Origin of the sequence: Vibrio sp. JPW-9-11-11, from assembly GCF_013369335.1 — a bacterium.
GTDB lineage: Bacteria > Pseudomonadota > Gammaproteobacteria > Enterobacterales > Vibrionaceae > Vibrio.
Window position 1 is genome coordinate 564,031 of record NZ_SZQJ01000036.1, and the last position, 23,964, is coordinate 587,994.

Consider the following 23,964-nt stretch of genomic DNA (forward strand, 5'->3'; position numbering starts at 1 on the left):
TATTGTTGGAGCGAACACGCGTGGAGTTCAAAAAAGAGCGTAGAAAACAAAAAAGCCCCGTTGTTACGGGGCTTTGAGTGATTAAAAAATGAGGTGCGCGACTCCGGCGATCACTGGCAAAGTAATCAAGGTACGCAGAATAAAAATCGTGAATAGCTCAATCAGATTGACGGGAATTCGACTGCCCAATAGCAGTGCCCCCACTTCCGACATGTAGATTAACTGAGTGACAGACATCGCCGCTATCACGAAACGCGTCATTTCGTTGTCGATAGAGGCGGCCAGAATTGCCGGAATGAACATGTCTGCGAAGCCGACCACAATAGTTTCAGACGCCGCGACGGCTTCAGGCACGCCAAGTAGCTCCAAAAACGGAATGAATGGTTGGCCAAGAAGACTAAATACCGATGTGTACTCGGCAATGACCAGTGCGATGGTTCCTAAGCCCATCACCACAGGCAAAACACCAAACACCATATCGATTGCGTTGCGTATGCCTTCAGAGAACACACTGCGAATCGACTTGACTTGAGCGGCTTTGTTCAGCGCTAAGTGCATGCCCCAAGAGAAGCTTGTATGCCCATCCGGGATAGCGTCAGCGTCGTTATCAGGCTTAGTGCCGTCGATAAAAGTGTCGCGCTTTAGGCTCAAAGGCGGCAGGCGAGGGATAATGATCGCGGCAACGAAACCCGCTAGGCAGATTGCGCCGTAAAAAGGTAGGAACAGATGCTCCAACTCAACTTGAGCAATCACTACCAAACTAAAAGTGATCGAAACGGCAGAGAAAGTTGTACCGACGACGGCAGCTTCACGTTGGGTGTAGAACTTCTCTTCGTACTGTTTACTGGTCAGCAAAATACCCACAGAGCCATCACCGAGCCATGAAGCCATACAGTCGATAGCACTGCGGCCTGGTAAGTTAAACAGTGGACGCATGACCTTACTTAGTAAAGTACCAAACAGTTCTAGAAGGCCAAAATTTAGTAGTAGAGGAAGGAGTAGGCCTGCAAAAATGAACACTGAGAAAAGGGTGGGTAGCAGTCCTTCTAAAACGAGCCCACCAGTGTTTTCTTCCCAAATGGCTTTAGGACCCAGTTGGTAGAATGTCATGATAACCGCAGCGCCACCGATCAATCGCACCGCAAGCCATAATGGGCTTGGGTTAAATAGGCCATTAAGAAACGCATTTTTACTGATAAAAGCAGGCGTTTTAATACGGCATAGCGCGGATGCAACCGCCATAAAGGCGATGACTGCGGTAATAATATTGACCAGGAAATCACCAAACAGTGCTTGAATAGATTTCGCCAGTACCGCGACAGGTATGGTGATATCGCCTTGATAGCTGATCGGTGCCATAAAGAGGAACAAGCCGATCAATGATGGGATTAGGAACATCCAAAAAGTGCCTTTGCTGCCTTTGGTTTGTTCTATAGATTGAGCGCTATTTTGCATATACTTCTCGAGTTACAACTAGTTAATATCTCAGCCACTCCGTGTGGCATAGTTATTCACTAAACATCCATATTTTATCAAACTGGCGCAAGAGTAATCGCTTTTGACTTTGCTTGCAATACTATTCAATAAATATCGCTAAATATTCATGATAATACGTTGAATATTTGGTCATACTTAGTTTAATGTATCGCAAATGTTAAATTGTTTGAATTTGTGTTTCAAGTAAGGTGTGTTAATTAGTGATGAGTCTGTCGGTTGGCGATGAACAACCAGTAGGTTATCGCCAGCGCCAATGCTAACCCGACGGGAGCAAGTAGCGCGCTGATGGCGTAATGAGCATAAAGGTTGGCGCCAACCATTCCGCCAATTAAAAAACCACTGAAGATGAACAAAAACAGCTTCGCTTTACGATAGTCGAAGCTTTCTCCCCTCAGTTTGGCGCCAATCATAATGCCGAGATCGGTAATGATTCCTGTCATATGAGTGGTACGGACAATGGCGCCGCTGAATGTCGTGAGCATGGCGTTTTGCAGACCGCAAGCTGCGGAAGCAAAATATTGTCCGCTTTGGAAGTCCTCTTTGAGGAGAGAGTAAGCCGTGGCGAGCAACACACTTTCTGCGCACAAAGCCACGCCATAGCGACGACCGAGTTTAAGCGCAGTCCCTTCGATAAAGGTGCCGCTCAGCGTCGCTCCAAACAAGAAACTGACCACTATCAGAAAGAGATGAGTCGTTTGTTGGTTAAACTCAGCAATTGAGGTGCCTAATAAGGTCACTGTACCTGAAAGGTGTGATACGGCCTGATGCTGAAAGCCCAGCAGTCCAATAGCGTTGACAATGCCGGCAAGTAGGGCGAGTAGAAAAGCTCCGTACTCTACCCAGCGTGGAAGTTTAGAAATCACAATGCGCTCCTATAACTGAGGGGCGCAATTATAGTCCTCCTTAGCGTCAACGAATAGGGTAAGCGGTCAAAAACCACGTATTAGATTAAGGGTACTGCTCAAGCTGACAATCAAACTTGACCCAACCACTTTTACGTTGTTCGTAAACAGAGATACCCGGAGAAGGAAACGCTTTTTCGTTAAACACGCCAACAGGGACAACGATTGAATCTGGTGCCGCTTGCAGCCGCAGTAACATAGTGGTGCTACAGCGGGGACAAAATGAGTAGGTGACACAATTTCCCGAGTCACTTAAGCGAGTGTAATCGACCATTTCGCCGCTGTAGGAAACGTGTTGTTTAAGAAAACGAGCTTGCACGCCGAACACACTGCCGGTTCGTTTCTGACACTCGAAACAGTGACAGACTGCAGTGCGAATCGGCTCGCCTCGACAGACTAAATTGACTTGGCCGCAACTGCAATCGGCCATTCTTACTCTCTGCTGCTGTGCCATTGTATCTCCTTAAGTTAGCCTCTAACATACTCAACTAACGTATCCTTGCTCAAGAAAACAAAGTTCAGATGAAAAAACGTTTGTTACCCATTCCACTGATTTTACTCATTCCGATTCTACTGCTCGTGGTTGTCACAATTGCGGGTATCTACCGATTTAGCTTATCCGATGAAGAAATAATAGCCAAGTTTCCCAATCAGACACCACGCGTTGATTCAGTGATGCGTGAGGTGTTTGGCCGAGAAACCGTTCATCCTTGGACGGTCAAAGTGCCCGAGAGTGAAGCGTTTACTTTTGTCAGTGACCAAGTTGAATTAGGGGTATATCGAGGGAGTTACCAAGAAGGAGCCGAACGTGGTGAGTTAGTGATAGATACCCAGCATCTCACTCAAGTCGCTGACGACCTATATCTCCATCCGATAGTGGTTAGCAACCAAGGCTCCGGGCGCTTTAGTTATCTCGCACTGAGCCAATACGACAGCTTTCGGCAACGTATGATGAGCCGCAGTGCCGAGTTTCTCGGGGATCGTATTAGTATCGAAGGCATTGAGCTGGAAGGAAATTTGGTGAAGGTCACCATTCAAGAACGTGAAGCCCATCAATCTATGGCAGAGGAACCGCGCCAAATAACCACTATACTGTTCAAGTTGACCGAACAAGATAGTTTGGCAAAGCAATAGTTATGCACTTGGCCCGCAGTATTGAGTATGTGTGATGGATTGCTTATTATTTAACCTAACGAGTTATGAGATGGACCTTAATTGTCGCGAATGGAGTTAAAGATGATCAATAAACGTTTTTTCAAAACTAAAGATGAGGTCGAAGTGACCTTTGAACTTGATGCTGAGCAGGTGAATCAATCAGTGGCAATAGTGGCTGACTTTCTCGATTGGCAGCCAACGGAGATGAAACGAGTTGCCAAATCAAAAAGTTACAAGTTTAAGACTCGTTTGCCCAAAGATCAGTACTTCGAGTTTCGGTACTTGGTTGATAAAGAAAAGTGGGTAAATGATCCTCAGGCAGACCAATACCGTCCGAATGGCTTTGGTGAAGACAACGCTATGGTGTCAACCTATCAGTGATAGTTATTGTTTTGACCGTTATGGTTAAATCCTGTCAATAAAGGCGCGTTTTGCGCCTTTTTTAATGTAAATTTGACCGTTGTCAGGTGACAACGTACAGAGAAATTCGTACCCTTAGGCCTTTGGTTATTTCAATTATTGGGTCAAATTGTGCAGTCTAGAAGTTTGAAGTCTCGCTTCCAAGCCCTATCGCGGCCAAAGAAAATGATGGTGCTGAGCTTACCTATGCTTGCTGCGGTGGCCCTCTCGTTACCAGAGAACGGCCGAAATCAACGCACCATTGATCTGTCTCTCCCTGAGTCGAACCTAGTGTACGACATCCTACATGACAACGACGTGGTTACGGATGTACCGAACTATGAGTATGTCATTCAAGCTGGCGATAACCTCAGTAGTATTTTTCAACAGTTGGGCTTTGGTTACAGCGAGCTGATGAAAATCATGGAAACGGATCTTAACTTTCTTGCGTTGGATACCTTGAAGCCGGGAAATACGCTGCGTTTTTGGCGAGATGAAGAAACACAAGCTTTGGCGAAAATGGAGCTTGAGTTCAGTTTGGTTGAGCGAGCGGTTTATACACGCATGGATGACGGCAATTACGAGTTTAGTGATGTCAAAATACCGGGTGTGTGGAAATCTTTTGCTATGGTCGGTGCGATTAACGGGAGTTTTTCGCAGTCAGTGAATGCCCTCGGACTTGGTAAAAGCGAGATTGAACAGGTGGTTAGCCTGCTCAAGGATAAGATTAATTTTTCACGTGACTTGCGAGCAGGTGACCGTTTTGAAGTTGTTCAGTCGCGCCAATTTGTGGGTGAGCAGTTAACAGGTAATCGAGAAATTCAAGCGGTCAAGATTTATAATCGTGGTCGAGTGTTGTCAGCGTATTTGCATAGCGATGGTCAGTACTACGATGCGAAAGGTGACAGCCTGCAACGTGCATTCCAACGCAAACCGGTTAACAGTGGGTATCGCCTTAGTTCGCACTTTAACCCAAATCGGAAGCATCCTGTAACAGGGCGAGTCGCACCGCATAACGGGACGGATTGGGCAACGCCAACAGGGACACCGATAGTGTCAACCGGTGATGGGGTAGTGGTCATGACACGTAAACACCCATACGCAGGTAACTACGTTGTGATTCAACACGGCAGTCGCTACAAAACTCGTTACTTGCACTTAAGCAAAATCTTGGTCCGCAAAGGGCAAAAGGTGTCGCGTGGGCAACGAATCGGACTTTCGGGGGCAACCGGCCGAGTTACTGGACCTCATATTCACTATGAGCTGATCGATCGTGGTCGTCCGGTGAACGCAATGAAGGCCAACATTCCGATGGCAAACTCGGTGCCGAAACAGCAGATGGCGGCGTTTAGAACCAAACGTGATGAAATGGACAAGATGTTGAAGCAACGAGAAATAGAAGTTGCGCAACAGAGCAAGTCTCAAACCACCAGTTAATAAAAGCTCCTCCGGGAGCTTTTTTTGTTCGTGATGAACGTATAAGTTGCACTACATAAATGTCATCAATGTTGCAGTTTTTAGTGATCATTGCGATGAAAAAGTAACCGAATAGTCAATAAATTTCACAAATTGATTTCCCTCAAGTTTGTATGGTTTTTATGTGCTACTTTGCGGCGCAAATTACAATGATTCCTTCAATCAATAAAACAAAACCCTACAAAAGGAAATCAAAATGAAAAAAACACTTTTAAGCCTAACCGTTCTTACCACTCTAGCTTCAGCCAATGCTTTTGCGCATCAAGAAGGGGAGTTTATTGTACGTGGTGGCTTAGCAGCGGTGGTACCCAACGAAAGCAGTGGTGATGTTTTGGACAGTCCAGGTTCAAAGTTTTCGCTCGATTCTAACATCCAGCTTGGGTTAACAGTTGGCTACATGCTAACTGATAACGTCAGCTTTGAAGTACTAGCGGCAACACCATTTAAACATGAAATCTCGACCAACTATGGTGGCTTAGGCGATATCGCTGAAACGAAGCATTTACCACCAACCTTTATGGTTCAGTACTATTTCGGTGAGTCAGCTAGTGACTTGCGTCCATATATTGGTGCGGGTATCAACTACACGGTTTTCTTTGATGAGGATCTAAATAGTACCGCGACGTCCAACGGCTTAAGTAACTTATCTCTCGACGATTCATGGGGGCTTGCCGCGAACGTGGGCCTGGACTACATGGTTAATGAAGATTGGTTTATCAATGCTTCGGTATGGTATGCAGACATCGATACGACTGCAAAGTACACAGCTGGCGGGCAAGAGTATTCAACTAAGGTTGACATTGATCCTTGGGTATTCATGATTGGCGGCGGTTACAAGTTTTAAGCCAGTCTAGAGCAAGCATTAAAAAGGCTTCCAACAGGAAGCCTTTTTTTGTGCGGGTTACTTACCCACTTGACCAAGCTGCAGCCAAGTGTCGATCACCGTATCAGGGTTGAGTGACACAGAACTGATGCCTTGCTCCATTAGCCATTCGGCGAGATCTTCGTGATCTGATGGGCCTTGACCACAAATACCCACGTATTTACCAGCTTTAGTCGCTGCATCAATCGCCATTTTGAGCATCGCCTTAACGGCTGGATTACGTTCGTCAAATAGGTGGGCCACGTCACCAGAGTCTCGGTCGAGGCCGAGAGTGAGTTGAGTCATATCGTTTGAGCCAATAGAGAAACCATCAAAGTACTTGAGGAATTCGTCGGCCAACACGGCATTGGATGGCAGCTCACACATCATAATGACCTTGAGCCCTTGAACGCCACGGCGAAGGTCGAACTTAGCCAATAGATCAATCACTGATGCCGCCTCGCTCGGTGTGCGCACGAATGGGATCATAATTTCGACATTTTTCAATCCCATTTCATTGCGAACGCGTTTAATCGCTTGGGTTTCGAGTTCGAAGCAGTCTTCAAATACAGGCGAAATATAACGAGAGGCGCCACGGAAACCGAGCATTGGGTTCTCTTCATGCGGTTCGTAATCCTGGCCGCCGACCAGATTGCTGTACTCGTTTGACTTAAAGTCCGACATACGCACAATGACACGTTTTGGCCAAAAGGCCGCAGCAATAGTCGCGATCCCTTCAGTCAGTTTGCTTACATAAAAGTCGATCGGGTCTTGGTAGCCGCGAATACGTTGAGTGATCTCAGCCTTGAGTTCATCGCTTTGCGCGTCAAAATTAAGCAGCGCTTTCGGGTGAATACCAATCATCTTATTGATAATGAACTCAAGTCGAGCAAGGCCAACGCCTTCATTTGGAATTTGAGCAAAGTCGAAAGCGCGGTCTGGGTTGCCGACGTTCATCATCACTTTGGTCGGAAGCATTGGCAGTTCATCCACCGCAGAGCGTTTGATTTCAAAATCTAACTCGCCCTGATACACGTAGCCCGTTTCACCTTCCGCACAAGAGACAGTGACGGTCATACCATCGGTGAGTTGTGTGGTCGCATGGCCACAGCCAACGATGGCAGGAATGCCCAGTTCACGCGCAATGATTGCCGCATGACACGTTCGTCCGCCTCGATTTGTAACGATGGCAGAGGCTTTTTTCATGACCGGCTCCCAATCTGGGTCGGTCATGTCGGTAACCAGCACATCGCCATCTTGAACCAGCGACATTTGATCGAGTGAATCTACCAAGCGTACTGTTCCTGCACCGATGCGCTGACCAATCGCTCGTCCTTCGACCAATATTTCTGCTTTGTTGTGCAGTTCATAGCGCTCAATGACGTTTTGCTCGGTTTGTGAGCAAACAGTTTCTGGGCGGGCTTGGACGATGTACAGTTTGCCATCGATACCATCTTTGGCCCATTCAATATCCATTGGACGCTGATAGTGCTGCTCAATGATCATGGCCTGCTTCGCGAGCTGTTTAATTTCTTCATCGCTGAGTGAGAAGCTCTGACGTTCTTGTTCGTTGGTATCAATGATATCGACTTGTTTGCCAATTTCTTGGTTGGTTGAGTAGATCATCTTGATAAGCTTAGAACCAAAGGTTTTCTTCACGATTGGCTGGTGGCCAGCCTCTAGTAGCGGCTTGTGCACATAAAATTCATCGGGATTGACCGCACCTTGAACCACCATTTCGCCAAGGCCCCAAGAGGAGGTGATGAACACCACTTGATCGAACCCTGATTCAGTGTCTAGGGTGAACATTACGCCGGAAGACGCTTTGTCCGAGCGCACCATACGTTGTATCCCCGCCGAGAGCGAGATACCTCGATGGTCGAAGCCTTGGTGAACACGATAGGAAATCGCACGGTCGTTAAAAAGAGAAGCGTAAACATGCTTGGTCGCTTCTAATACGGCGTCAATACCTTTGACATTAAGGAAGGTCTCTTGTTGACCAGCAAATGACGCATCGGGTAAATCTTCCGCCGTGGCAGACGATCGCACCGCGACAGATAGCTCGTCGTTACCTTCGATAAGTGTTGTGTAGTTATCACGGATATCTTGCTCGAGATCCGCAGGGAATGGGGCGTCTAATACCCATTGACGTATTGTCGCGCCTGTCTTGCGCAGAGCGTCTACATCGTCAACGTCCAGTTCATCTAACAATTGGTGAATACGGTCGTCCAGTCCTTCGTAATCTAGAAACTGGTTAAACGCATAAGACGTGGTCGCAAAGCCGTTCGGCACAGAAACGCCAGCATTGGCAAGGTTAGAAACCATTTCACCAAGTGAAGCATTTTTACCGCCGACTTTGTCGACATCTTCCATCGATAGACCATCGAACCAGAGGGTGTTTTTTTGCATGTCTTTCTCCAGAAACATTGCAGCGTAGGGATTAAGGCAAACGATTACGTGTGAGCTCAAAAAAATTCACAACGAATTTCTAAAGCTGTGGGGGACGTAACAGCCAGCCAGGTTTTGTTATCGATATTATGGCTATTATCCTACTCAAAATAATTTGAAAGTTTAAAATAAAATGCAAACTGAAAGTCAAAGTCGTGATGTGTTCTATGTTTCTGACGGAACCGCGATAACATGCGAGACTCTGGGACATGTCGTTTTAGGCCAATTCCCTTTTCAAGCCAATGAGAAAACCTTTCCATTTGTCGAAAGTGAGGACAAGTTGGCGGACCTGGTAAAAGAGATTGAAGTGTCTTACCAAAAACATGGCATCAAGCCACTGGTGTTTTTTTCTCTGGTGTTGCCTGAGTTACGTGACAAGCTATTGGCGTCAAACTGCTATGGCTACGACGTACTCGAAAGCATAGTGCAGCGGGTACAAGATGATATTCAAATGGAACCTAAGCCTAAGTTGCAGCGTTCACGCAGTGTTGGGCGTGATACGGACAAGTATTTCGACCGCATCGCGGCGATAGAATATACCTTGGCTCATGATGATGGGATAACGTTAAAGGGGCTTGAGCAAGCGGATATCATCTTGCTTGGGGTGTCACGTAGCGGCAAAACCCCGACCAGTCTCTATATGGCGATGCAGTTTGGTCTGCGAGTGGTGAATTATCCGTTTATCGATGACGACCTAGCGCGGATGAAGCTATTGCCCGAGTTTGAGATTTATCGACATAAGCTGTTTGGATTAACCATAAATCCCGAGCGTTTGACTGAAATACGTGAAAACCGCTTGGCAGGCAGTGACTACGCGAGTAATGAACAGTGCCGTCATGAGTTACAAACGGTTGAAGCGCTGTTTCGCCGTGAGGCGATTCCGTATATCAACACTTCTTCGTTGTCCGTCGAAGAGATTTCGACCCGAATTTTGGAAAAGACCGGCTTAAGACGCCAACTGCTCTAGTGGCTTTCGCGGAGTTTGCGAAACTGCTCATCGAGCAAGTTTTTCAGTGTGTCCGCACTGTCTAGTTGCCTCGAAATCAGCATATAAAACTTGTGCGGTGCCATATTTGGTACCGCCATCGACATGATCTCATCGCCAATTAAAGAGTCACCACGCGGATCTTTATTGCCCGTCAGGATTTCAGCCCAGCTAAGGTATACGTCGCACTCCCCAGTTTCGAGTTGGTCCAAGGACTGTTGAATGGTATGGGCAGAGGCATCGATATGATTTAATCCAAAATCGGCGTAGTTATAATTGTGGTTGCCACACACTTTGTAGTTTTCTAGGTCGCTGCTTTCGGTGATAGCCAAGCCATCGGGGAAGTGCCGAGTAGAGAAAAGGTAGTAAGGGGTGATGGTGTAATACCACTCAGTATACAGGTAATCTTGCTCGCGATTTTCGCTGTAGGAGGCACTCACCGAGAGGTCATAATTGCCGTTTTTGGTTCCTTTTAGGCAGCGCGACCAAGAGGTCATGACGAACTCGTAGCTGATCCCGTGGAGTCCCAGTACTCGTTCCAGCACTTCAACGTCAAACCCTTTTGCTTGCTCATCTTCTAGGTAGGTGTACGGGCGCCAGTCGATGATGTCACCGCACACTTTAAGGTGCGGAATGTCATCGAAAGTGTGGCTCGATGCGCCAGCACTAATGACCAACGCCAGCAACAAGATGAGTTTGTGAATAAAGCAAGGCATGACGATTACCTCTGTTGCATACATTATCCACAGTATAGTTAAGGATTTTAGCCGTTACCCATCAGTTGGCAGGTTGAACCAGCGGAAAGTGTAACGTCGGATGAGTTGTGACAAGCGCGTCGTAGTTGTAAACCTGCTTGAGCAACTCAGGCGTTAAGGCCTGTTTTGGCGCCGCATCACACACAATTTTACCTTGATGCAGCATCACCATGCGGTCAGCAAACTGAGCCGCTAGGTTCAAATCGTGCAACACCACTACCACGGCTGCGTTAGAGTGTTGTGCGAGCTGACGGGCAATTCTCAGCGTATTTTGTTGGTGCGCAAGGTCGAGCGCTGAGGTGGGTTCGTCGAGCATCAAAATGGTTTCCTCACCTGAGTGGGCCAGTTGAACTAACACTCTGGCCAAATGCAGCCGCTGTTTCTCCCCACCGGAAAGCGCGGGGTATGGGCGTGTGGCGAGGTGTGATACGTCAGTCACCTTCATCTTCTCTTGCGCCAGTGCCGCGACAACTTTTTGCGGCTGCTCTAGCGGTATCGCGCCAAGCTCGACGACTTCATGAGCTAAAAAGGGAAAGCTCAGCGTACTGTGTTGAGGCAACATGCCTAAATGCTTAGCGAGTTTGTTTAAGGACCATTGCTGGCGCGGGATGCCAAAATAGCGAATATCATTGTCTGACGGAATTTCGCCGCTAAGCAGTTTGAGTAGGGTACTTTTCCCCGCTCCATTTGGTCCAAGCAAGGCGGTCACTTCACCGCGGTGGATATCGATATTGATGTCATCGAGCACCACTCGGTGACCAAAACGCAGTGATAGGTGGCGACCAGATAACGCGATAGTGCTCATTAGAGAATTCTTCCTCGTTGCTTGAACAATAGATAGATAAAAAAGGGCGCGCCAATCAACGCGGTGACAATACCCACTGGAAGTTCTGCGGGGGCGACAGCGACTCGAGCAAACATGTCTGCGCTGGTCAGCAGCAGCGCACCGAGTAACGCAGAAAGGGGAATCAATGATTGGTGGTTTGGCCCTGAGATCATTCTACCCAGGTGAGGAATCACCAATCCGATAAAACCTATCATGCCAGCAACACTGACAGTCACCCCAACACCAACGGCCGTAAGAAGGATCAATTGACGCTTAAGTGCTTGAACTTGGATACCAAGATGGCGTGCCTCAGCTTCACCCAACAATAACGCATTGAGAGCGGTGGCTTTACTGAGAAAAATTCCCATAAGCGCTATGAGTGTTAAGGAGCAAAGGATCAGGCTAGTGGTATTCGCGCCAGCAAGTGATCCCATAGACCAGAGCGATAGGTCTCGTAGCATCTGATCATCGGCGACAAAATTGAGGTAGCCAATCCCCGCCCCCGAAAGCGCACTAATTGCGACGCCTGCGAGTAACATAATGGTCACCGATGTTCCCATTTTACTGGTCCCGAGTTTATAGACCAATATGGTTGTTAACGCGCCGCCAATAAAAGCAAATAGGGGCAATGCGGCCACATTCATAAACAGTGGGTAGCGCTCAGAAATCGAAGCAAATAAAACGATGGCGAGTGCCGCGCCGAGAGAAGCCCCCGCAGATACCCCAATAATGCCGGGCTCGGCTAGTGGATTGCGAAACAGGCCTTGCATCACAGTGCCGCACAACGCCAGGATCGCACCGACCAACATGCACAATAGAGTGCGTGGCAAACGGATGTCGTGAACCACCAAATTGATATGAGGGGCCAACTGATCCGAGCGAAACACCAGGCTTTGCAAGCTTTGAGCAAAACTGATAGGCATCGGGCCCACCGTAATTGAACTGATGGCTGTGATCACCAGAGCACTGGAGATAAACAAAAGCAGGTAGCGTAGCGGAGGACGACGTAACAACATAATCAGTCTCTCGCTAGTGGATCAGAGCGCTAAGGCGTTCGGCTTCGGCTAAGCTTTTTAGTCCCAGACCACCGACGAGCGCATGGCCGTCAATTTGTATGACTTGCTTATTTTTTCCTGCTGGGGTGGCGGCGAGCATAGGCATCTTGCTTAAAATAGCATCTGCGCCCCCCAGCTTAGCGTAACTTCGACCACTGACCAGAATGATGTCAGGTTGCATTTCGATCATAGCTTCAGCAGAAAGGGGTTTGTAAGAGGTGAGTTTTTCTGCCGCAGGGTTGATGCCACCGGCCAACTCAATAATGGCATTGGGCGTGGTCTCGGCCCCCGCGACATTCGCAGGCCGCCCTTCGTGGAGCAGCAAAAAGAGCACTTTTTTCGCCTGGCTATGGTTCGAAGATTGATTGGCTTTCAAGCGATCCAGTTGTTGGCTCACTTGCGCGATAAGTTCTTGACCTTTTTCTGTGGCTCCGGTTATTGAAGCGATTTGCTCAATTCTGTCTACCAAACCTTGCGCGGTGGGTTTGCTATTGACAATATCGACGTCAATCCCTGCTGAGCGAAGTTGGGTTAAGGTAGTTTGCGGCCCCATTTCGTTGGAGCCAATAATGCGATCGGTGCCAAGTGCCAAGATACCTTCGGCGGAGAGTTGGCGATGATAACCGATTTTAGGCAGAGCGATGTTGTCGGGCAGCTCACTGGTCACATCTACGGCGACCAAGTGTTGTTGCTGCTCTAAGGCGAAAATAAGCTCAGTGACGGCACTTCCAGCACTGACGATTCGTGTATTAGCCATGCTTGTAGCACTGACTAACGCGATGAAAAGAGCGCTAAGGGCGCGCATGAGAGGGTGATTTAACATAGGAAACTCGATTATTGATTTTCTTCGGTAAGCAACTGAGTTGCTTGGATACCATTTTGTTGCAAAAACCCAAGCAGCTTAACTAGGTGCTGGACTTCGGCGGTTTTATCGGCGCCGATGACTATCGGGGTTTGTTTGGCGCTGTGCTCTTCTAAAAGCGCTAAAGTAAAGTTCTGCCAATCGATATAACGTTGACCATCAATCGCCCAATAGGGTGGCTCAGCTAAGATATTAACGGTAATCGATTTTTGGTCGACTTCTGTCACCGCCTGCGAATCTGACGCTGGCAGATCAACGTCTAGGGATTCAAGTTTGACCGCTGCGGTGAGCATCAAGAACACCATCACAATGAAAATGATGTCGAGCAGGGGAGTGAGATCTGGGGTTAAACCTAAGCTAGATTGAGGTTGTGGCGCTTTGATCATGAAGTGACCTCAGCCAGCTCTGTGTCTGATGACGTTGATGTCGCATCATAGCCGAGGTGAGTTGGCTGCCAGCTGATCCCTTCAAGCCACAAGTTGACATAGTTTAAGGTATGTTCGAGCTTAGCCATGACACGGTCCGCCCACAAGCCAAGGAGCTGAGCACCAGCAATGGCAGGCAGAGCGATGATAAGACCAGCGGCCGTGGTGCGCATGGCCAAACCCAATCCGTCAGCCAGATCATTCGGTGTAATATTGCCTGTGGATGCCGCGACACCTTTAAACATCTCAATCAGGCCCAGTACGGTGCCAAGCAGGCCGATTAGAGGGCTAATCACACCGATTAAGGTCAGTAAACGGAGCCCAGAGTTAAGCTGGTGGCGTTTTTCATGCAGCCACATCCCTGCCGCATCTTCACGCAGCGACTTGGCAAATGAATGGTGAAACAGCAACATCGCGACGCCTTTGTAGAGTAGTGGGCGTTTGTTCGCCATCGAATCCGCGAGAGCTTCAATTTGCTGGCTGTCCGTTGGGTTAATCATCAGCAGTTGTTTACGAACTGCACGTTTACCCACCCCCAGACTGAGTAGGACTTGAAATAGGCGTTCGCAAATGATCATCACAGTCAGTGTCGAGCATATCACCAATGGCCAAGTCATCAGGCCTAGGTGCTGTTGTAGTAGTTGTATCTGTTCCATGGTTAGTCCAATTTAAAACGAATAGGAATTTGCACGCGATGCGCCATTTTTTGTCCATCGATAGAATGGGGCGAAAACTTCCACTGCTTAATCGCGTCTAGGGCCGACTTGTCGAGTAAGGTGGCACCGGATGACGAAATCAGCACTTGTTTTATCTGTTTGCCCTCTTCATCAAGCCAAACTTCATACAGCGCCACGCCTTCGATGCCTCTTTTGCGTGCGAGCCGAGGGTATTTAGGCGCGCTGGGGCGAGATAAGAATGAAGGCCGTGTGATTAAAACCGGCTCTGCACTCACGCCACTGTTCGCTTTTTGCGCGGGTTGTTGAGGTGGCGTCGTCGGCGCTTCGGCGGTAATGTTATTGACCTTACTCTGTGGCTGTTTGGTACTCGTGTCTGGTTTATCGGCCACGCGTTGACGCGCTACTTTCTGTACTGGTTTTACTTTTTTCTCCACCTTAGTTTGCTTTGGCTTTTTCTCGACCGGTTTAGCGGTTTTTACTGGCCTTTCCGTTCTCGGTTTGGTCGCTTTCGGCGGTGTAGGTTGAGGCTCTATTTCGGGTTCGTTTTTCGCCGGGTTGGCTTGGGGGAGCGTAGTAAAATTAATTGATACCGCGCTCGACTCTGTACCTGCTGGCATAGCGAATGCCTGAGGTTGTTGCGTCACTAGGAGCAGCGCGGCATGTGCCGCCAAAGAGACCCCTGCAGCAATAGCGTATCGCTTAATGTTCACGTCTATATCGCCCTTAACCTATTTTGGATAGCAAAACTGCGCTGATTATTGCCCAAAATACAAATAAGATCAATTATCAATTGCATTATCATTACCACCAAATTATGATCCTTAGCAGATTTGATAATTGTCGCTTAAGGCTAGAGCCAATAAGCACTGAGTGAGTGATGAGATGCTTGATATCAATAGTTTTGATGAATCTGTTCTGGGGTCGAATCACCCTGATCCGCTTCGGTTTGCCTTTGGGCAAAAACACTCCGCCCATGCAGGGGGCATGGCAACTATGGTTCCGACTTCGCAGCATCGAGAGCTTACCCGTTCTCTGTATGATCAAAGCGCGGACACCGATGCGAAGCGTTGTTTGTATATCCATATCCCATTTTGCCGAGTACGTTGTACCTTTTGTAATTTCTTCCAAAACGCGGCCAGTCGTCAGATGGTGGATGATTACTTCGACGCCCTAGTCAAAGAGATTGAGTATAAAGCTTCATTACCATGGACTCAGTCTGGGCGGTTTCATGCCGTGTATGTTGGCGGGGGAACACCCACCGATCTTTCAGCCACACAGATTGAGCAACTGGGCAAGTTAATTCAAAGTCGGTTCCCGCTCAGTACTGATTGTGAAATCACCCTAGAAGGTCGAATCAATCGATTTGGTGATGAGATGTTTGAGCGGGCGCTGGAGGGTGGATTCAACCGTTTCTCTTTCGGCGTACAAAGCTTTAACACTCAAGTTCGCCGCAGTGCCAAACGTCTGGATGGTCGGGACGCCGTGCTCGAGCGCGTAACAAGCCTCAGTGCGAGTCAGGCGGCACCAATCATCATCGACTTGTTGTATGGTTTGCCATATCAGACGCTCGAGGTGTTTGAACAAGACTTGAAGGACTTCTTATCGACGGGCGCGCATGGCATAGACCTGTATCAACTCGTGGTTGCTGGCAGCGCACCCATGCTCAACTTGGTCGACAAAGGCAAGCTCCCTACGCCTGCTTCCACTGCGCAAAAAGCTGAGATGTATCAATTGGGTGATGATTTCATGCGCTCACACCACCTCCGTCGGTTAAGCGTTAACCATTGGGCGTTAGATAATCGCGAGCGTAGTCAATATAACTCACTGGCAAAGACTTATGCACAAGTCTTACCGATAGGGTGCGGGGCTGGAGGCAATATTGCGGGCTATTCGATGATGAATCATCGCACGCTGAAAGCATACATGGAGGCGATGAAATCAGAGCAAAGTGTGGTGGCCATGTTGAGCAAGCAACATGCGCTCGAGCCTGTTTTTGCTGCCTTAAAGTCGGGCTTTGACCAAGGCGTATTAGTCCAACGTTTGTTGCCAAGCGTATTCGGTCTCAATGTGTTTGACTATCTAGAGCCGCTTTTCGCAGTGTGGCAAGCCAAAGGCTTAGTCGAGCGAGAACCACACTCGTTACGGTTAACATTGGCAGGCCGATTTTGGGCAGTGAGTCTCGCTCAAGCTTGTATCCAAGTACTACAGTTTCACTATCAACAACAAAGCGCGCTGGATGTCGTCGCTGTTTAAATGGAATAACAATGAATCAACTAATACAACAAGTGGCGTTGCTGCTTGAACAAGAACCGGCCCTACTTCCCGCTGCGATGGCAGAGAAACTCGGTGTATCAGAATTTGAAGTGGTGGCGGCATTGCCTGCAGAGATGGTCACCGTTCTCGATGGAGAGCAGGCCCAATCCATGCTTGAAGGTTTAGTTGGGTTTGGCCCCGTGACGACCATCGTCCATTCATTTGGGTCGATCTTTGAAGTTAAGGCGCCTTTCCCTAAAGGGAAAATGGCACGTGGTTATTACAATTTAATGGGGCGAGAAGGTGAGCTTCACGGCCACCTTAAGCTTGAGAACATCAAACATGTAGCGTTAGTCAGCAAGCCATTTATGGGCCGGGAAAGCCACTATTTTGGCTTCTTTTGCGCGCAGGGAAATAACATCTTTAAGGTGTACCTCGGTCGTAACGACAAACGTGAACTGATTGCCGAACAAGTTGCCCAATTTAAACAGTGGCAACAAGAACTAAAACAATAATCGAATAAGAGAAAGTGAGGAGAGCCAGCATGGATCAAAAGGTCAAACAAGAGCGACTACAAGGGCGTTTGGGCCCAGAAATCAAAGAGTTTCGACAGCAGAGACAAACGTTGCAATTGGCGACCGTTGATGAAGAGGGGCGACCGAATGTCAGCTATGCCCCGTTTGTCCAAAATCAGCAGGGCTATTTTGTTCTAATTTCTGAGATTGCTCGCCACGCGCGCAATCTGCAGGTAAACCCAAATGTTTCGATCATGATGATTGAAGATGAACTGGAAGCCAAACAGCTGTTCGCGCGTAAGCGGTTGACTTTTGATGCGGTCGCGTCAGTGGTAGCACGCGACAGCGAGCAGTGGCAACAAGTGATTGGTCAAATGGAGCAGCGATTTGGGGAGATTATAGAGGGCCTCAGTCAGTTACAAGATTTTGTTTTGTTCAATTTGAAAGCTGAAAAAGGCTTATTTGTTAAAGGCTTTGGTCAAGCCTATCAAGTAGCAGGGGATGACTTGGTCGATTTCGTTCATCTTCAAGAAGGACACAAAAAAGTCTCCTAGCGGCTGTTTTGTTTATGGTCTTTAGCCAGTAATCTATATCAGAGGAGCCAAATCGGCTCCTTTGTTGCTAGTAAGGAACTTGAAATGCGCCCGGTGAGTAAAGATCACGGAGAAATCTGTTACCCATTTATTTATGAACAAAGTCCAGTATGCGACTTTGAAATTGCAGCGGATGAGTTGTGCAGCCGCGTTGGCTTAGTCTTGACGATGGCCTTGGACGATTTGGCCCGCGACATCTTGGTTCGTTTGCAACCCAATGTGTATCACTTAAACGGTTCAGTCAGAGGCAAGCTGGCCATCGATGAGAGTCAATTACAAGAGCTCTATCTCGATTACAACACACTTCGAGAAAAACTCGATGGTGGCTTTAAAGGGTTTGTTTTACCGGGCGGCCATCCTATTGCCGCAGAGCTTCACCTGTGTCGCACTCAAGCGAAGAAGATCGTCAGAGCACTGGTTGCCGTCGAGCATGCTGGAAAAAAGTCTCCCGCACCAATTTTGTTTCGCTACGCCAACTTATTAGCCAACGTCATGTACGCTTTGGCTTCATACACCAATCACGTTCATTCAGTGCAGGAAACTGAGTTTGTCAGTCGAAGCTATTGATTGCGGATACGACTAAAAACTCGAATCGGGCTGCTGTAAGAAAGCGAGCTCTTGCTCACTGCTTCCACGCCCTAGAATGCTATTTCGATGAGGATAGCGGCCAAATTGGTCAATAATCGCTTTGTGTTTCAGTTCAAACTGGTAGTTGTGCTCCATGCCAGGCGTGCCAAACAATACCAGCGCTTGGGTATGAATAGTAGCCGACTCGCTATGCATATAGGGCATGTAGAGAAAACTGCGTTGTTCGACTGGCAGTTTTTGATCTAAGCCTAAATTGACCGCTTCTTGCGCAAGGGCTAAAGCGAGTGGGTCTTGGCTGAACGCACGAGGTGTGTTGCGATAGATATTGCGAGAGAATTGATCGAGTACGATGACTTCCGCTAAGCGCCCTTGCGCACTATCGCGCCAACCGACCAGTTCGCACTGCGCTGCCCGCTCGAGTAGCGGAAAAAATAGGCTCGTAATTTGTTGGTCCAACTCAAGGCTACCGCTAAACCAATCTTCGGGCTTCAGCTCGTGAAACCAAAATTGAAGCACATCTTGTGGTTGAGTTTGTGCGATCATCGCATGCTCCTTATTCGTTTACTTGATGATGGATGAGCTGAGCGAGCTTTGCAACTGCGCTTGTCCAGTCGGGGTGTGAGGTGACATTTGAGCAACTAAATCGTATGCAGTGACGATATTGGCCTTGGGTGGCAAATAGAGTGCCGGGCAAAATGGAAATGGAGTGCTGTTTGGCTTGCTGATAAAGACGTTCGCTATCGGTATTGAGAGGTAACGTCAACCAAACAAGAAACGAGCCTTGTGGACAATGGATCTGGTACTGACCTTTTAAGTTGGAGTAATCATCAAGCGCCAACGACAATTGCTGACAAAACTGGCGTACTTTAGTGTGATAGTCACGTTGCATTTTCTTTACGTGCTGCTTGTATTTCCCTTGGTTCAGAAAGTCGGCGACCGCTGACTGCATTAAATTTAAACTGCCCATATTATCGCTGACCAAAAACTTTTCTATTACCCCTTGATAGCGCCCTGCTGCGATCCAACCAATACGTAGTCGCGAGTCGAGCGTCTTGGACAGTGAGTTGACATAGATGACTCTGTCGTGCGTATCTAAAGCTTTCAGCGGCGGCAACACTTGCTCAAAGCTAAGTGCACCAAAAACGTCATCTTCAATGATAGCGATAGTCTGTGCCGCTTTAAGTAAGTCGATACGTTTGTCGAGCGGCATTCGAGCGCCAGTCGGATTAGTAAAATTGGGCGTGACCACTATGGCTTGTATTGGCCATTGCGCCACCGCTTGTTTTAATTGCACAGGATCCATACCCGTGCGTGGACAACTGGGGATTTCGACCACCTGTAATCCGAGCGACTCCATCAATAACAGGTTACCAAAGTAACAAGGTGACTCTACCGCGACGATATCGCCAGGACGGGTGAGCGCCCTAAGCGCCAAGCTTATCGCCTGCTGGGCGCCGTGGGTGATGGCGATCTCGCTGCTAGAAACTGGTGCCCCGAGCTCACGACTTATCTTACTGACATGCTCGACAAGTAGCTGATTGCCAGGTGGCAGTTGGTAGTGACTGGGGGTGTGACTTTGCTGGCGACTGTGACGGCCAATTTCGGCATAGAGGGAGCGAATCGCATTGGACTCAATACAAGGGTGCGCGGAGCCTGTTGCTAACCACTCTGGCTGAGATGAATAGGTCAAGATCTCTTTACAACGTGACAGTAAATCCACAGGGTTTGGCGGCGCAACATGGGCGGTGATAGTCGGTACTGAGCATACCCGGTATCCAGACTTTTCAATGGCGTAGATAAGCCCTTGAGCTTCGAGCTCTTGATAGGCTCGAATGACGGTGTTTTTACTTATCGCGAGATCGGCACTCAGAGTTCGAATCGAAGGCAGTTTATCTCCGCTGGTTAAGTGCCCTTGTTCGATCTTCGCTCTGATATCGTCTTCGACCATCAAGTATTTGTTGCCACTCATTAAACTGTACCCATAAAAAAAGTTCTGCCTGTGCCTTTAAGCTTTTTCTGTACCTAATACAGTAACCTTATGTGATAGAGAAAAGCCAGAGGAAAGGTGATGCTGATTCGATTAATCCCATTTGTATTTGTTGTGTTGTGGGCCTCAGGGTTTGTCGGAGCGAGGTTTGGCCTTGAGTATGCTGAGCCAGCCACGTTGCTTTCAATGCGTATGGCAGCCAATGTTGGATTGTTTGCGGTATTAATCGTGTTGCTGCGCCGACGTATGCCAAGAGGGCGCACTCTGTTTCACTGTGCGGTGGTCGGGGTGTTAATACACGGGTTTTATTTGGGGGGGACTTACATTGCAATAGATTTAGGGATGCCATCAGGGCTCGCCTCACTGTTGGTCGGCTTACAACCTATCGTGACAGTACTGTTGCTAGTGGGTTTTGCAAAGCAAACATTTAAACCGTCCCAGTGGCTGGGGCTCGTGCTTGGCTTTGTCGGCATCAGCTTGGTCCTCCTTGGGAAACTGGATTGGCAGTCAGAACAGCATCGATTTTTGGCGGTCACTGTGTGTCTGATGTCGCTCATCGGAATTACCCTAGGTACTCTCTATCAGAAAAAATACTGTCCGGGCGTTGATATGATAGGGGGGGCGATAGTGCAGTACTTTGCCGCTGGCTTGCTGTTTATCCCCTACGCGTTGAGCTTTGAAACCATGGAAGTTGAGTGGAACCCGGCACTGATATGGACGCTCATCTGGCTGGTAGTGGTACTCTCGTGTGTCGCCATTTTGCTTTTGCTGTATATGGTCGAGCATGGCGCGGCCTCTAATGTCGCGTCGGTCTTTTATCTTGTGCCTCCCACCACGGCTCTGCAAGCTTGGCTGATGTTTGGTGAGACGTTCGATCAACTCGGCTTACTCGGCTTTGCCTGCGCGGCTGGCGCTGTCTATCTTGTCGCCAAAGCGCCTTCATTTAAGGTGTTAAAGCTGGCGTTAAAAAATTAATTCTCCTTTCGGCTTAGAAGTTCGTTATTGATTGAACTAGTTTTAAATAAGGAACGAAGGGAGGGCGTGCGTGTGTTGGACTATCAATCTATCAATCGTTGGATGATCGCGAGCTGCTTAATAGTGTGGAGTGGCATGGTATTAAGCGCTGAGAATGACTTACGCGACGTTGAATTTTTTACTGAGGCTTATCCACCCGCCAATTTTATCCAAGACGAACGAATGACGGGCTATTCTGTGGATATTTTACTCGCGGCGAGTGAAATGGTGAATGAGCCAATCACTATGTCGCAAATTACCCTACAACCTTGGGCACGCTCCTATCGTACCGTGTTGACGCGTAAAAACTCTATCTTGTTTTCCACCACTCGCTCTGAGCATCGTGAAGCGTTGTTCCAATGGGTGGGTCCCATCGTTGACATCAAGGTGGTGGTCTTGGCACGTAAGGACGCTAAAATAGCAATTAACGACCCGCTTGATATGGCTAACTATCGAATTGGTGTTATCCGTGATGATATAGGTGAACAGAGTTTGCTTGAGCTTGGTATACCTAGAGAGGCGATGCAGGAAGCCTCTTATGTGACAGTGCTTGCAGAGCAGTTAATGAAGAAGCGCATTGACTTGCTGGTGTATGCAGAGCGCGCCGCATTTTGGTGGTCGAGGCAAGCCGGTGTCGACCCGGATATATTTGAGGTGGTGTACGTGGTTAAACAAGGCGATGTGTATTATGCGGTTAACCGCGATACCAGTGCCGAAGTGGTCAAGAAGCTGCAGAAAGGCTTGGATATGCTCAAGCAGACCGATGAATCAGGTTCTAGCCGCTATCAAGAGATTTTGGCGAACTATTAACGATTAAGGGCAGCGCGCGGCTGCCCTTGATGAGATTCACACTTTGGCTTTTTTGACAAAATAGGGATTGTCGAACTTCTTAGGGTGGCCCAATTCGGAAACTACCAACTTGTTCCACAAGGCTGCGTCAAATTCACCTTTTGGGATCGAAGGGTAGAGTGTGTCAGCTTCTTCGTTGGCGAAGCGCATAAACTGCTTCTTTTTTATTTGATTGTATTTACGGGCCACGCGATTGTGCTTAGCGATCCATTCCTGTTTAAAAGCGATCAGTCCCGGCTCCGCTTGTTCCAACGGTAAACGTGATAAATAAATGCGTTTATATGAGACTTTACGATCCAGCATGGTACGCATCGCGGTTTGAATGTATTTACCGTGATGGGTGATAGAGATGGTGTCGTTGTCAAACAGTTGAACACACCAACCCGAAGGCAGGAAGTTTTGTTTTCGATACTGCTTATTGCGCACTTCAATTGCCTGGTGCATGACAAGATCAGACGTACCATTAAAGGTTTGTTGCCATTTTCCTATCCGGATCTGGATAGCCGTTGGCAATCGATAAATATTGGTAAATTTATCTTGTTCCATATTATGAATACACTACGTTTGCGTCGATAGAAGAAAGACAAAGTATTGGTGGCGATTTAATTCACCTAACTACCATGAACCCACGTAAGGGAGCGAATGTTATCGGCATAGTGTAGTGAAAAGCGATAAGAGTCGCTAGTCATGAATGACAACAATTGGTCAATTGTGTGACGGCTTAAGCTAACGTTGATTAAAGTGGCAGCTGGCAATAATGCGCAATTATGAATCGGTGTTGATATATTTGTTATAAGTAAGCCCTTATCAACGGATAAGGGCTTGATGTGAAATCCAGTCACGTATTAGTCGTAAATCGTAGGGATAGGCTCACGCTTATGTTGGGTGATGGTGTAAATGTGGACCAAGCGTTCAACCACTTGTTTAGATACCGGTTTGCCCTCTAAGAAGTCATCGATCTGGTCATAAGTCAGATTAAGAGCGTCTTCATCTGCCTTTTGCGGAGCGAGCTCTTCCAAATCGGCCGTCGGTACTTTCTTCACGAGCAGCTCCGGTGCGCCTAGTGTTGCAGCGATTTGGCGAACCTGGCGTTTGCTTAAGCCAAACAGCGGGGCTAAGTCACAAGCACCGTCACCAAACTTGGTATAAAAACCGGTAATGTTTTCGGCTGAGTGATCGGTCCCAATCACTAAGCCGCCGACACAACCAGCAATTTCGTATTGAGCGACCATACGAGCACGTGCTTTGACGTTACCTTTGACAAAGTCTACTTTGGCGCTGTCTTGTGGGAATAAGCCTGTGTCCTCAAGTGCGACTTGGCTTGCGGCATGCAAACCGTCAACACCCGCTTTGATGTTCACCGAAACCGAGTGAGTAGGTTGGATAAACTGAAGGGCTAGCTGCGCTTCGTCTTCGTCTTTTTGTTCACCGTAAGGCAGTCGCACGGCGATGAACTGATAGCCACCATCGGTATCTTGGTTGAGTTCGTCCACGGCCAATTGAGCCAAGCGACCACATGTGGTCGAGTCCACGCCGCCACTGATACCAAGTACTAGTGACTTGCAGCCGGCTTGTTGGAGTTTGCGTTTAATAAAGTCAACGCGTCGTGAAATCTCAAATTGAGGGTCAATCGTTGGCAGAACACGCATTTCATCGCGAATTAACTGTTCCATTTTGTTTCCTTCCTGCAAGCAATATATTCAAAAACGGTATCAAAAATCGGTAACTTTATCAGGTCCACCTCGCTTGGGTTTTTCAGTGACGAAGAGGACATGTTAAACTCACCGTGCCTTATCATACCTTAAACAACAAATTAGAAAACCGTGATCACAGTTTTCATC

General features: G+C 48.0%; 26 protein-coding genes. 11 read left to right on the forward strand and 15 right to left on the reverse strand.

Features of this window, described 5'->3' with window-relative positions; all coding sequences use genetic code 11:
• Positions 1-81: 81 nt before the first annotated feature.
• The 3 genes from FCU94_RS18375 to FCU94_RS18385 all read right to left on the reverse strand — a co-directional run bounded on the left by FCU94_RS18375 (position 82) and on the right by FCU94_RS18385 (position 2,853).
• Positions 82-1,455, reverse strand: coding sequence for a YjiH family protein (locus tag FCU94_RS18375; RefSeq protein WP_176289912.1), 1,374 nt, complete (start codon positions 1,453-1,455; stop codon positions 82-84).
• Positions 1,456-1,694: 239 nt separating this feature from the next.
• Positions 1,695-2,360, reverse strand: a complete 666-nt coding sequence (locus FCU94_RS18380; RefSeq protein WP_176289913.1) for a YoaK family protein — start codon at positions 2,358-2,360, stop codon at positions 1,695-1,697.
• 85 nt (positions 2,361-2,445) lie between these two features.
• Positions 2,446-2,853, reverse strand: a complete 408-nt coding sequence (locus FCU94_RS18385; protein ID WP_176289914.1) for a GFA family protein — start codon at positions 2,851-2,853, stop codon at positions 2,446-2,448.
• A 68-nt stretch (positions 2,854-2,921) separates the two neighbouring features.
• Between FCU94_RS18385 and FCU94_RS18390 the strand changes: the two genes are divergently transcribed.
• From FCU94_RS18390 to ompW, 4 genes are all read left to right on the forward strand, one after another.
• Positions 2,922-3,533, forward strand: coding sequence for a hypothetical protein (locus FCU94_RS18390; RefSeq protein ID WP_176289915.1), 612 nt, complete (start codon positions 2,922-2,924; stop codon positions 3,531-3,533).
• Between the two features lie 102 nt (positions 3,534-3,635).
• Positions 3,636-3,935: an isoamylase early set domain-containing protein gene (locus FCU94_RS18395; RefSeq protein ID WP_176289916.1), complete on the forward strand. Its 300-nt coding sequence runs from the start codon at positions 3,636-3,638 to the stop codon at positions 3,933-3,935.
• Positions 3,936-4,139: 204 nt separating this feature from the next.
• Positions 4,140-5,390 carry a peptidoglycan DD-metalloendopeptidase family protein gene (locus tag FCU94_RS18400; protein WP_176290093.1) on the forward strand — a complete coding sequence of 417 codons (1,251 nt, stop codon included), beginning with the start codon at positions 4,140-4,142 and terminating at the stop codon, positions 5,388-5,390.
• Positions 5,391-5,625: 235 nt separating this feature from the next.
• The gene (gene ompW, locus FCU94_RS18405) at positions 5,626-6,273 is read left to right on the forward strand and encodes an outer membrane protein OmpW (protein WP_176289917.1); all 648 of its coding nucleotides are present in this window, start codon (positions 5,626-5,628) and stop codon (positions 6,271-6,273) included.
• Positions 6,274-6,330: 57 nt separating this feature from the next.
• On the opposite strand, the gene ppsA is transcribed toward ompW, so the two are convergent.
• Positions 6,331-8,718, reverse strand: a complete 2,388-nt coding sequence (gene ppsA / locus FCU94_RS18410; RefSeq protein ID WP_176290094.1) for a phosphoenolpyruvate synthase — start codon at positions 8,716-8,718, stop codon at positions 6,331-6,333.
• A 154-nt stretch (positions 8,719-8,872) separates the two neighbouring features.
• Between ppsA and ppsR the strand changes: the two genes are divergently transcribed.
• A complete protein-coding gene (ppsR, locus tag FCU94_RS18415) occupies positions 8,873-9,706 on the forward strand; it encodes a posphoenolpyruvate synthetase regulatory kinase/phosphorylase PpsR (RefSeq protein ID WP_176289918.1) in 834 nt (277 codons plus the stop codon).
• On the opposite strand, the gene FCU94_RS18420 is transcribed toward ppsR, so the two are convergent.
• The 7 genes from FCU94_RS18420 to FCU94_RS18450 all read right to left on the reverse strand — a co-directional run bounded on the left by FCU94_RS18420 (position 9,703) and on the right by FCU94_RS18450 (position 15,034).
• Positions 9,703-10,440 (reverse strand): substrate-binding periplasmic protein, encoded by a 738-nt coding sequence (locus FCU94_RS18420; protein WP_176289919.1) that lies wholly within the window; start codon positions 10,438-10,440, stop codon positions 9,703-9,705. The genes ppsR and FCU94_RS18420 overlap by 4 nt on opposite strands.
• 61 nt (positions 10,441-10,501) lie before the next feature.
• On the reverse strand, positions 10,502-11,284 hold the full coding sequence (locus FCU94_RS18425; RefSeq protein ID WP_176289920.1) for a heme ABC transporter ATP-binding protein: 783 nt from the start codon (positions 11,282-11,284) through the stop codon (positions 10,502-10,504).
• Positions 11,284-12,321, reverse strand: coding sequence for a FecCD family ABC transporter permease (locus FCU94_RS18430; RefSeq protein WP_176289921.1), 1,038 nt, complete (start codon positions 12,319-12,321; stop codon positions 11,284-11,286). The genes FCU94_RS18425 and FCU94_RS18430 overlap by 1 nt, the downstream gene beginning before the upstream one ends.
• A 13-nt stretch (positions 12,322-12,334) precedes the next feature.
• Positions 12,335-13,165: a heme/hemin ABC transporter substrate-binding protein gene (locus FCU94_RS18435; protein ID WP_441351757.1), complete on the reverse strand. Its 831-nt coding sequence runs from the start codon at positions 13,163-13,165 to the stop codon at positions 12,335-12,337.
• Positions 13,166-13,194: 29 nt separating this feature from the next.
• Entirely contained in the window at positions 13,195-13,608 is a 414-nt protein-coding gene (locus tag FCU94_RS18440) for an ExbD/TolR family protein (RefSeq protein ID WP_176289923.1), read from the reverse strand.
• On the reverse strand, positions 13,605-14,303 hold the full coding sequence (locus FCU94_RS18445; protein ID WP_176289924.1) for a MotA/TolQ/ExbB proton channel family protein: 699 nt from the start codon (positions 14,301-14,303) through the stop codon (positions 13,605-13,607). The genes FCU94_RS18440 and FCU94_RS18445 overlap by 4 nt, the downstream gene beginning before the upstream one ends.
• 2 nt (positions 14,304-14,305) lie before the next feature.
• Positions 14,306-15,034: an energy transducer TonB gene (locus FCU94_RS18450; protein ID WP_369597275.1), complete on the reverse strand. Its 729-nt coding sequence runs from the start codon at positions 15,032-15,034 to the stop codon at positions 14,306-14,308.
• A 172-nt stretch (positions 15,035-15,206) separates the two neighbouring features.
• On the opposite strand from FCU94_RS18450, the gene hutW reads away from it, so the two are divergent.
• From hutW to FCU94_RS18470, 4 genes are all read left to right on the forward strand, one after another.
• Positions 15,207-16,577 (forward strand): heme anaerobic degradation radical SAM methyltransferase ChuW/HutW, encoded by a 1,371-nt coding sequence (gene hutW, locus FCU94_RS18455; protein WP_176289925.1) that lies wholly within the window; start codon positions 15,207-15,209, stop codon positions 16,575-16,577.
• Between the two features lie 11 nt (positions 16,578-16,588).
• Positions 16,589-17,092 carry a heme utilization cystosolic carrier protein HutX gene (gene hutX, locus FCU94_RS18460; protein WP_176289926.1) on the forward strand — a complete coding sequence of 168 codons (504 nt, stop codon included), beginning with the start codon at positions 16,589-16,591 and terminating at the stop codon, positions 17,090-17,092.
• A 29-nt stretch (positions 17,093-17,121) separates the two neighbouring features.
• Entirely contained in the window at positions 17,122-17,646 is a 525-nt protein-coding gene (hutZ, locus tag FCU94_RS18465; RefSeq protein WP_176289927.1) for a heme utilization protein HutZ, read from the forward strand.
• An 84-nt stretch (positions 17,647-17,730) separates the two neighbouring features.
• A complete protein-coding gene (locus FCU94_RS18470; RefSeq protein WP_176289928.1) occupies positions 17,731-18,252 on the forward strand; it encodes an ATP:cob(I)alamin adenosyltransferase in 522 nt (173 codons plus the stop codon).
• A gap of 12 nt (positions 18,253-18,264) precedes the next feature.
• Here FCU94_RS18470 and FCU94_RS18475 read toward each other — a convergent pair whose 3' ends face one another.
• The gene (locus FCU94_RS18475; RefSeq protein ID WP_176289929.1) at positions 18,265-18,816 is read right to left on the reverse strand and encodes a DUF924 family protein; all 552 of its coding nucleotides are present in this window, start codon (positions 18,814-18,816) and stop codon (positions 18,265-18,267) included.
• Positions 18,817-18,826: 10 nt separating this feature from the next.
• A complete protein-coding gene (locus FCU94_RS18480) occupies positions 18,827-20,242 on the reverse strand; it encodes an aminotransferase-like domain-containing protein (protein ID WP_176289930.1) in 1,416 nt (471 codons plus the stop codon).
• 99 nt (positions 20,243-20,341) lie between these two features.
• Between FCU94_RS18480 and FCU94_RS18485 the strand changes: the two genes are divergently transcribed.
• Together FCU94_RS18485 and FCU94_RS18490 are read left to right on the forward strand one after the other, a co-directional pair.
• Positions 20,342-21,235 carry a DMT family transporter gene (locus tag FCU94_RS18485; RefSeq protein ID WP_176289931.1) on the forward strand — a complete coding sequence of 298 codons (894 nt, stop codon included), beginning with the start codon at positions 20,342-20,344 and terminating at the stop codon, positions 21,233-21,235.
• A gap of 102 nt (positions 21,236-21,337) precedes the next feature.
• Entirely contained in the window at positions 21,338-22,084 is a 747-nt protein-coding gene (locus tag FCU94_RS18490) for a substrate-binding periplasmic protein (protein ID WP_176290096.1), read from the forward strand.
• Between the two features lie 36 nt (positions 22,085-22,120).
• Here FCU94_RS18490 and FCU94_RS18495 read toward each other — a convergent pair whose 3' ends face one another.
• Both FCU94_RS18495 and nadE read right to left on the reverse strand, forming a co-directional pair.
• The gene (locus tag FCU94_RS18495; RefSeq protein ID WP_176289932.1) at positions 22,121-22,669 is read right to left on the reverse strand and encodes an MSHA operon transcriptional regulator; all 549 of its coding nucleotides are present in this window, start codon (positions 22,667-22,669) and stop codon (positions 22,121-22,123) included.
• A gap of 299 nt (positions 22,670-22,968) precedes the next feature.
• Positions 22,969-23,796 carry an ammonia-dependent NAD(+) synthetase gene (nadE, locus tag FCU94_RS18500; protein ID WP_176289933.1) on the reverse strand — a complete coding sequence of 276 codons (828 nt, stop codon included), beginning with the start codon at positions 23,794-23,796 and terminating at the stop codon, positions 22,969-22,971.
• Between the last annotated feature and the right edge of the window lie 168 nt (positions 23,797-23,964).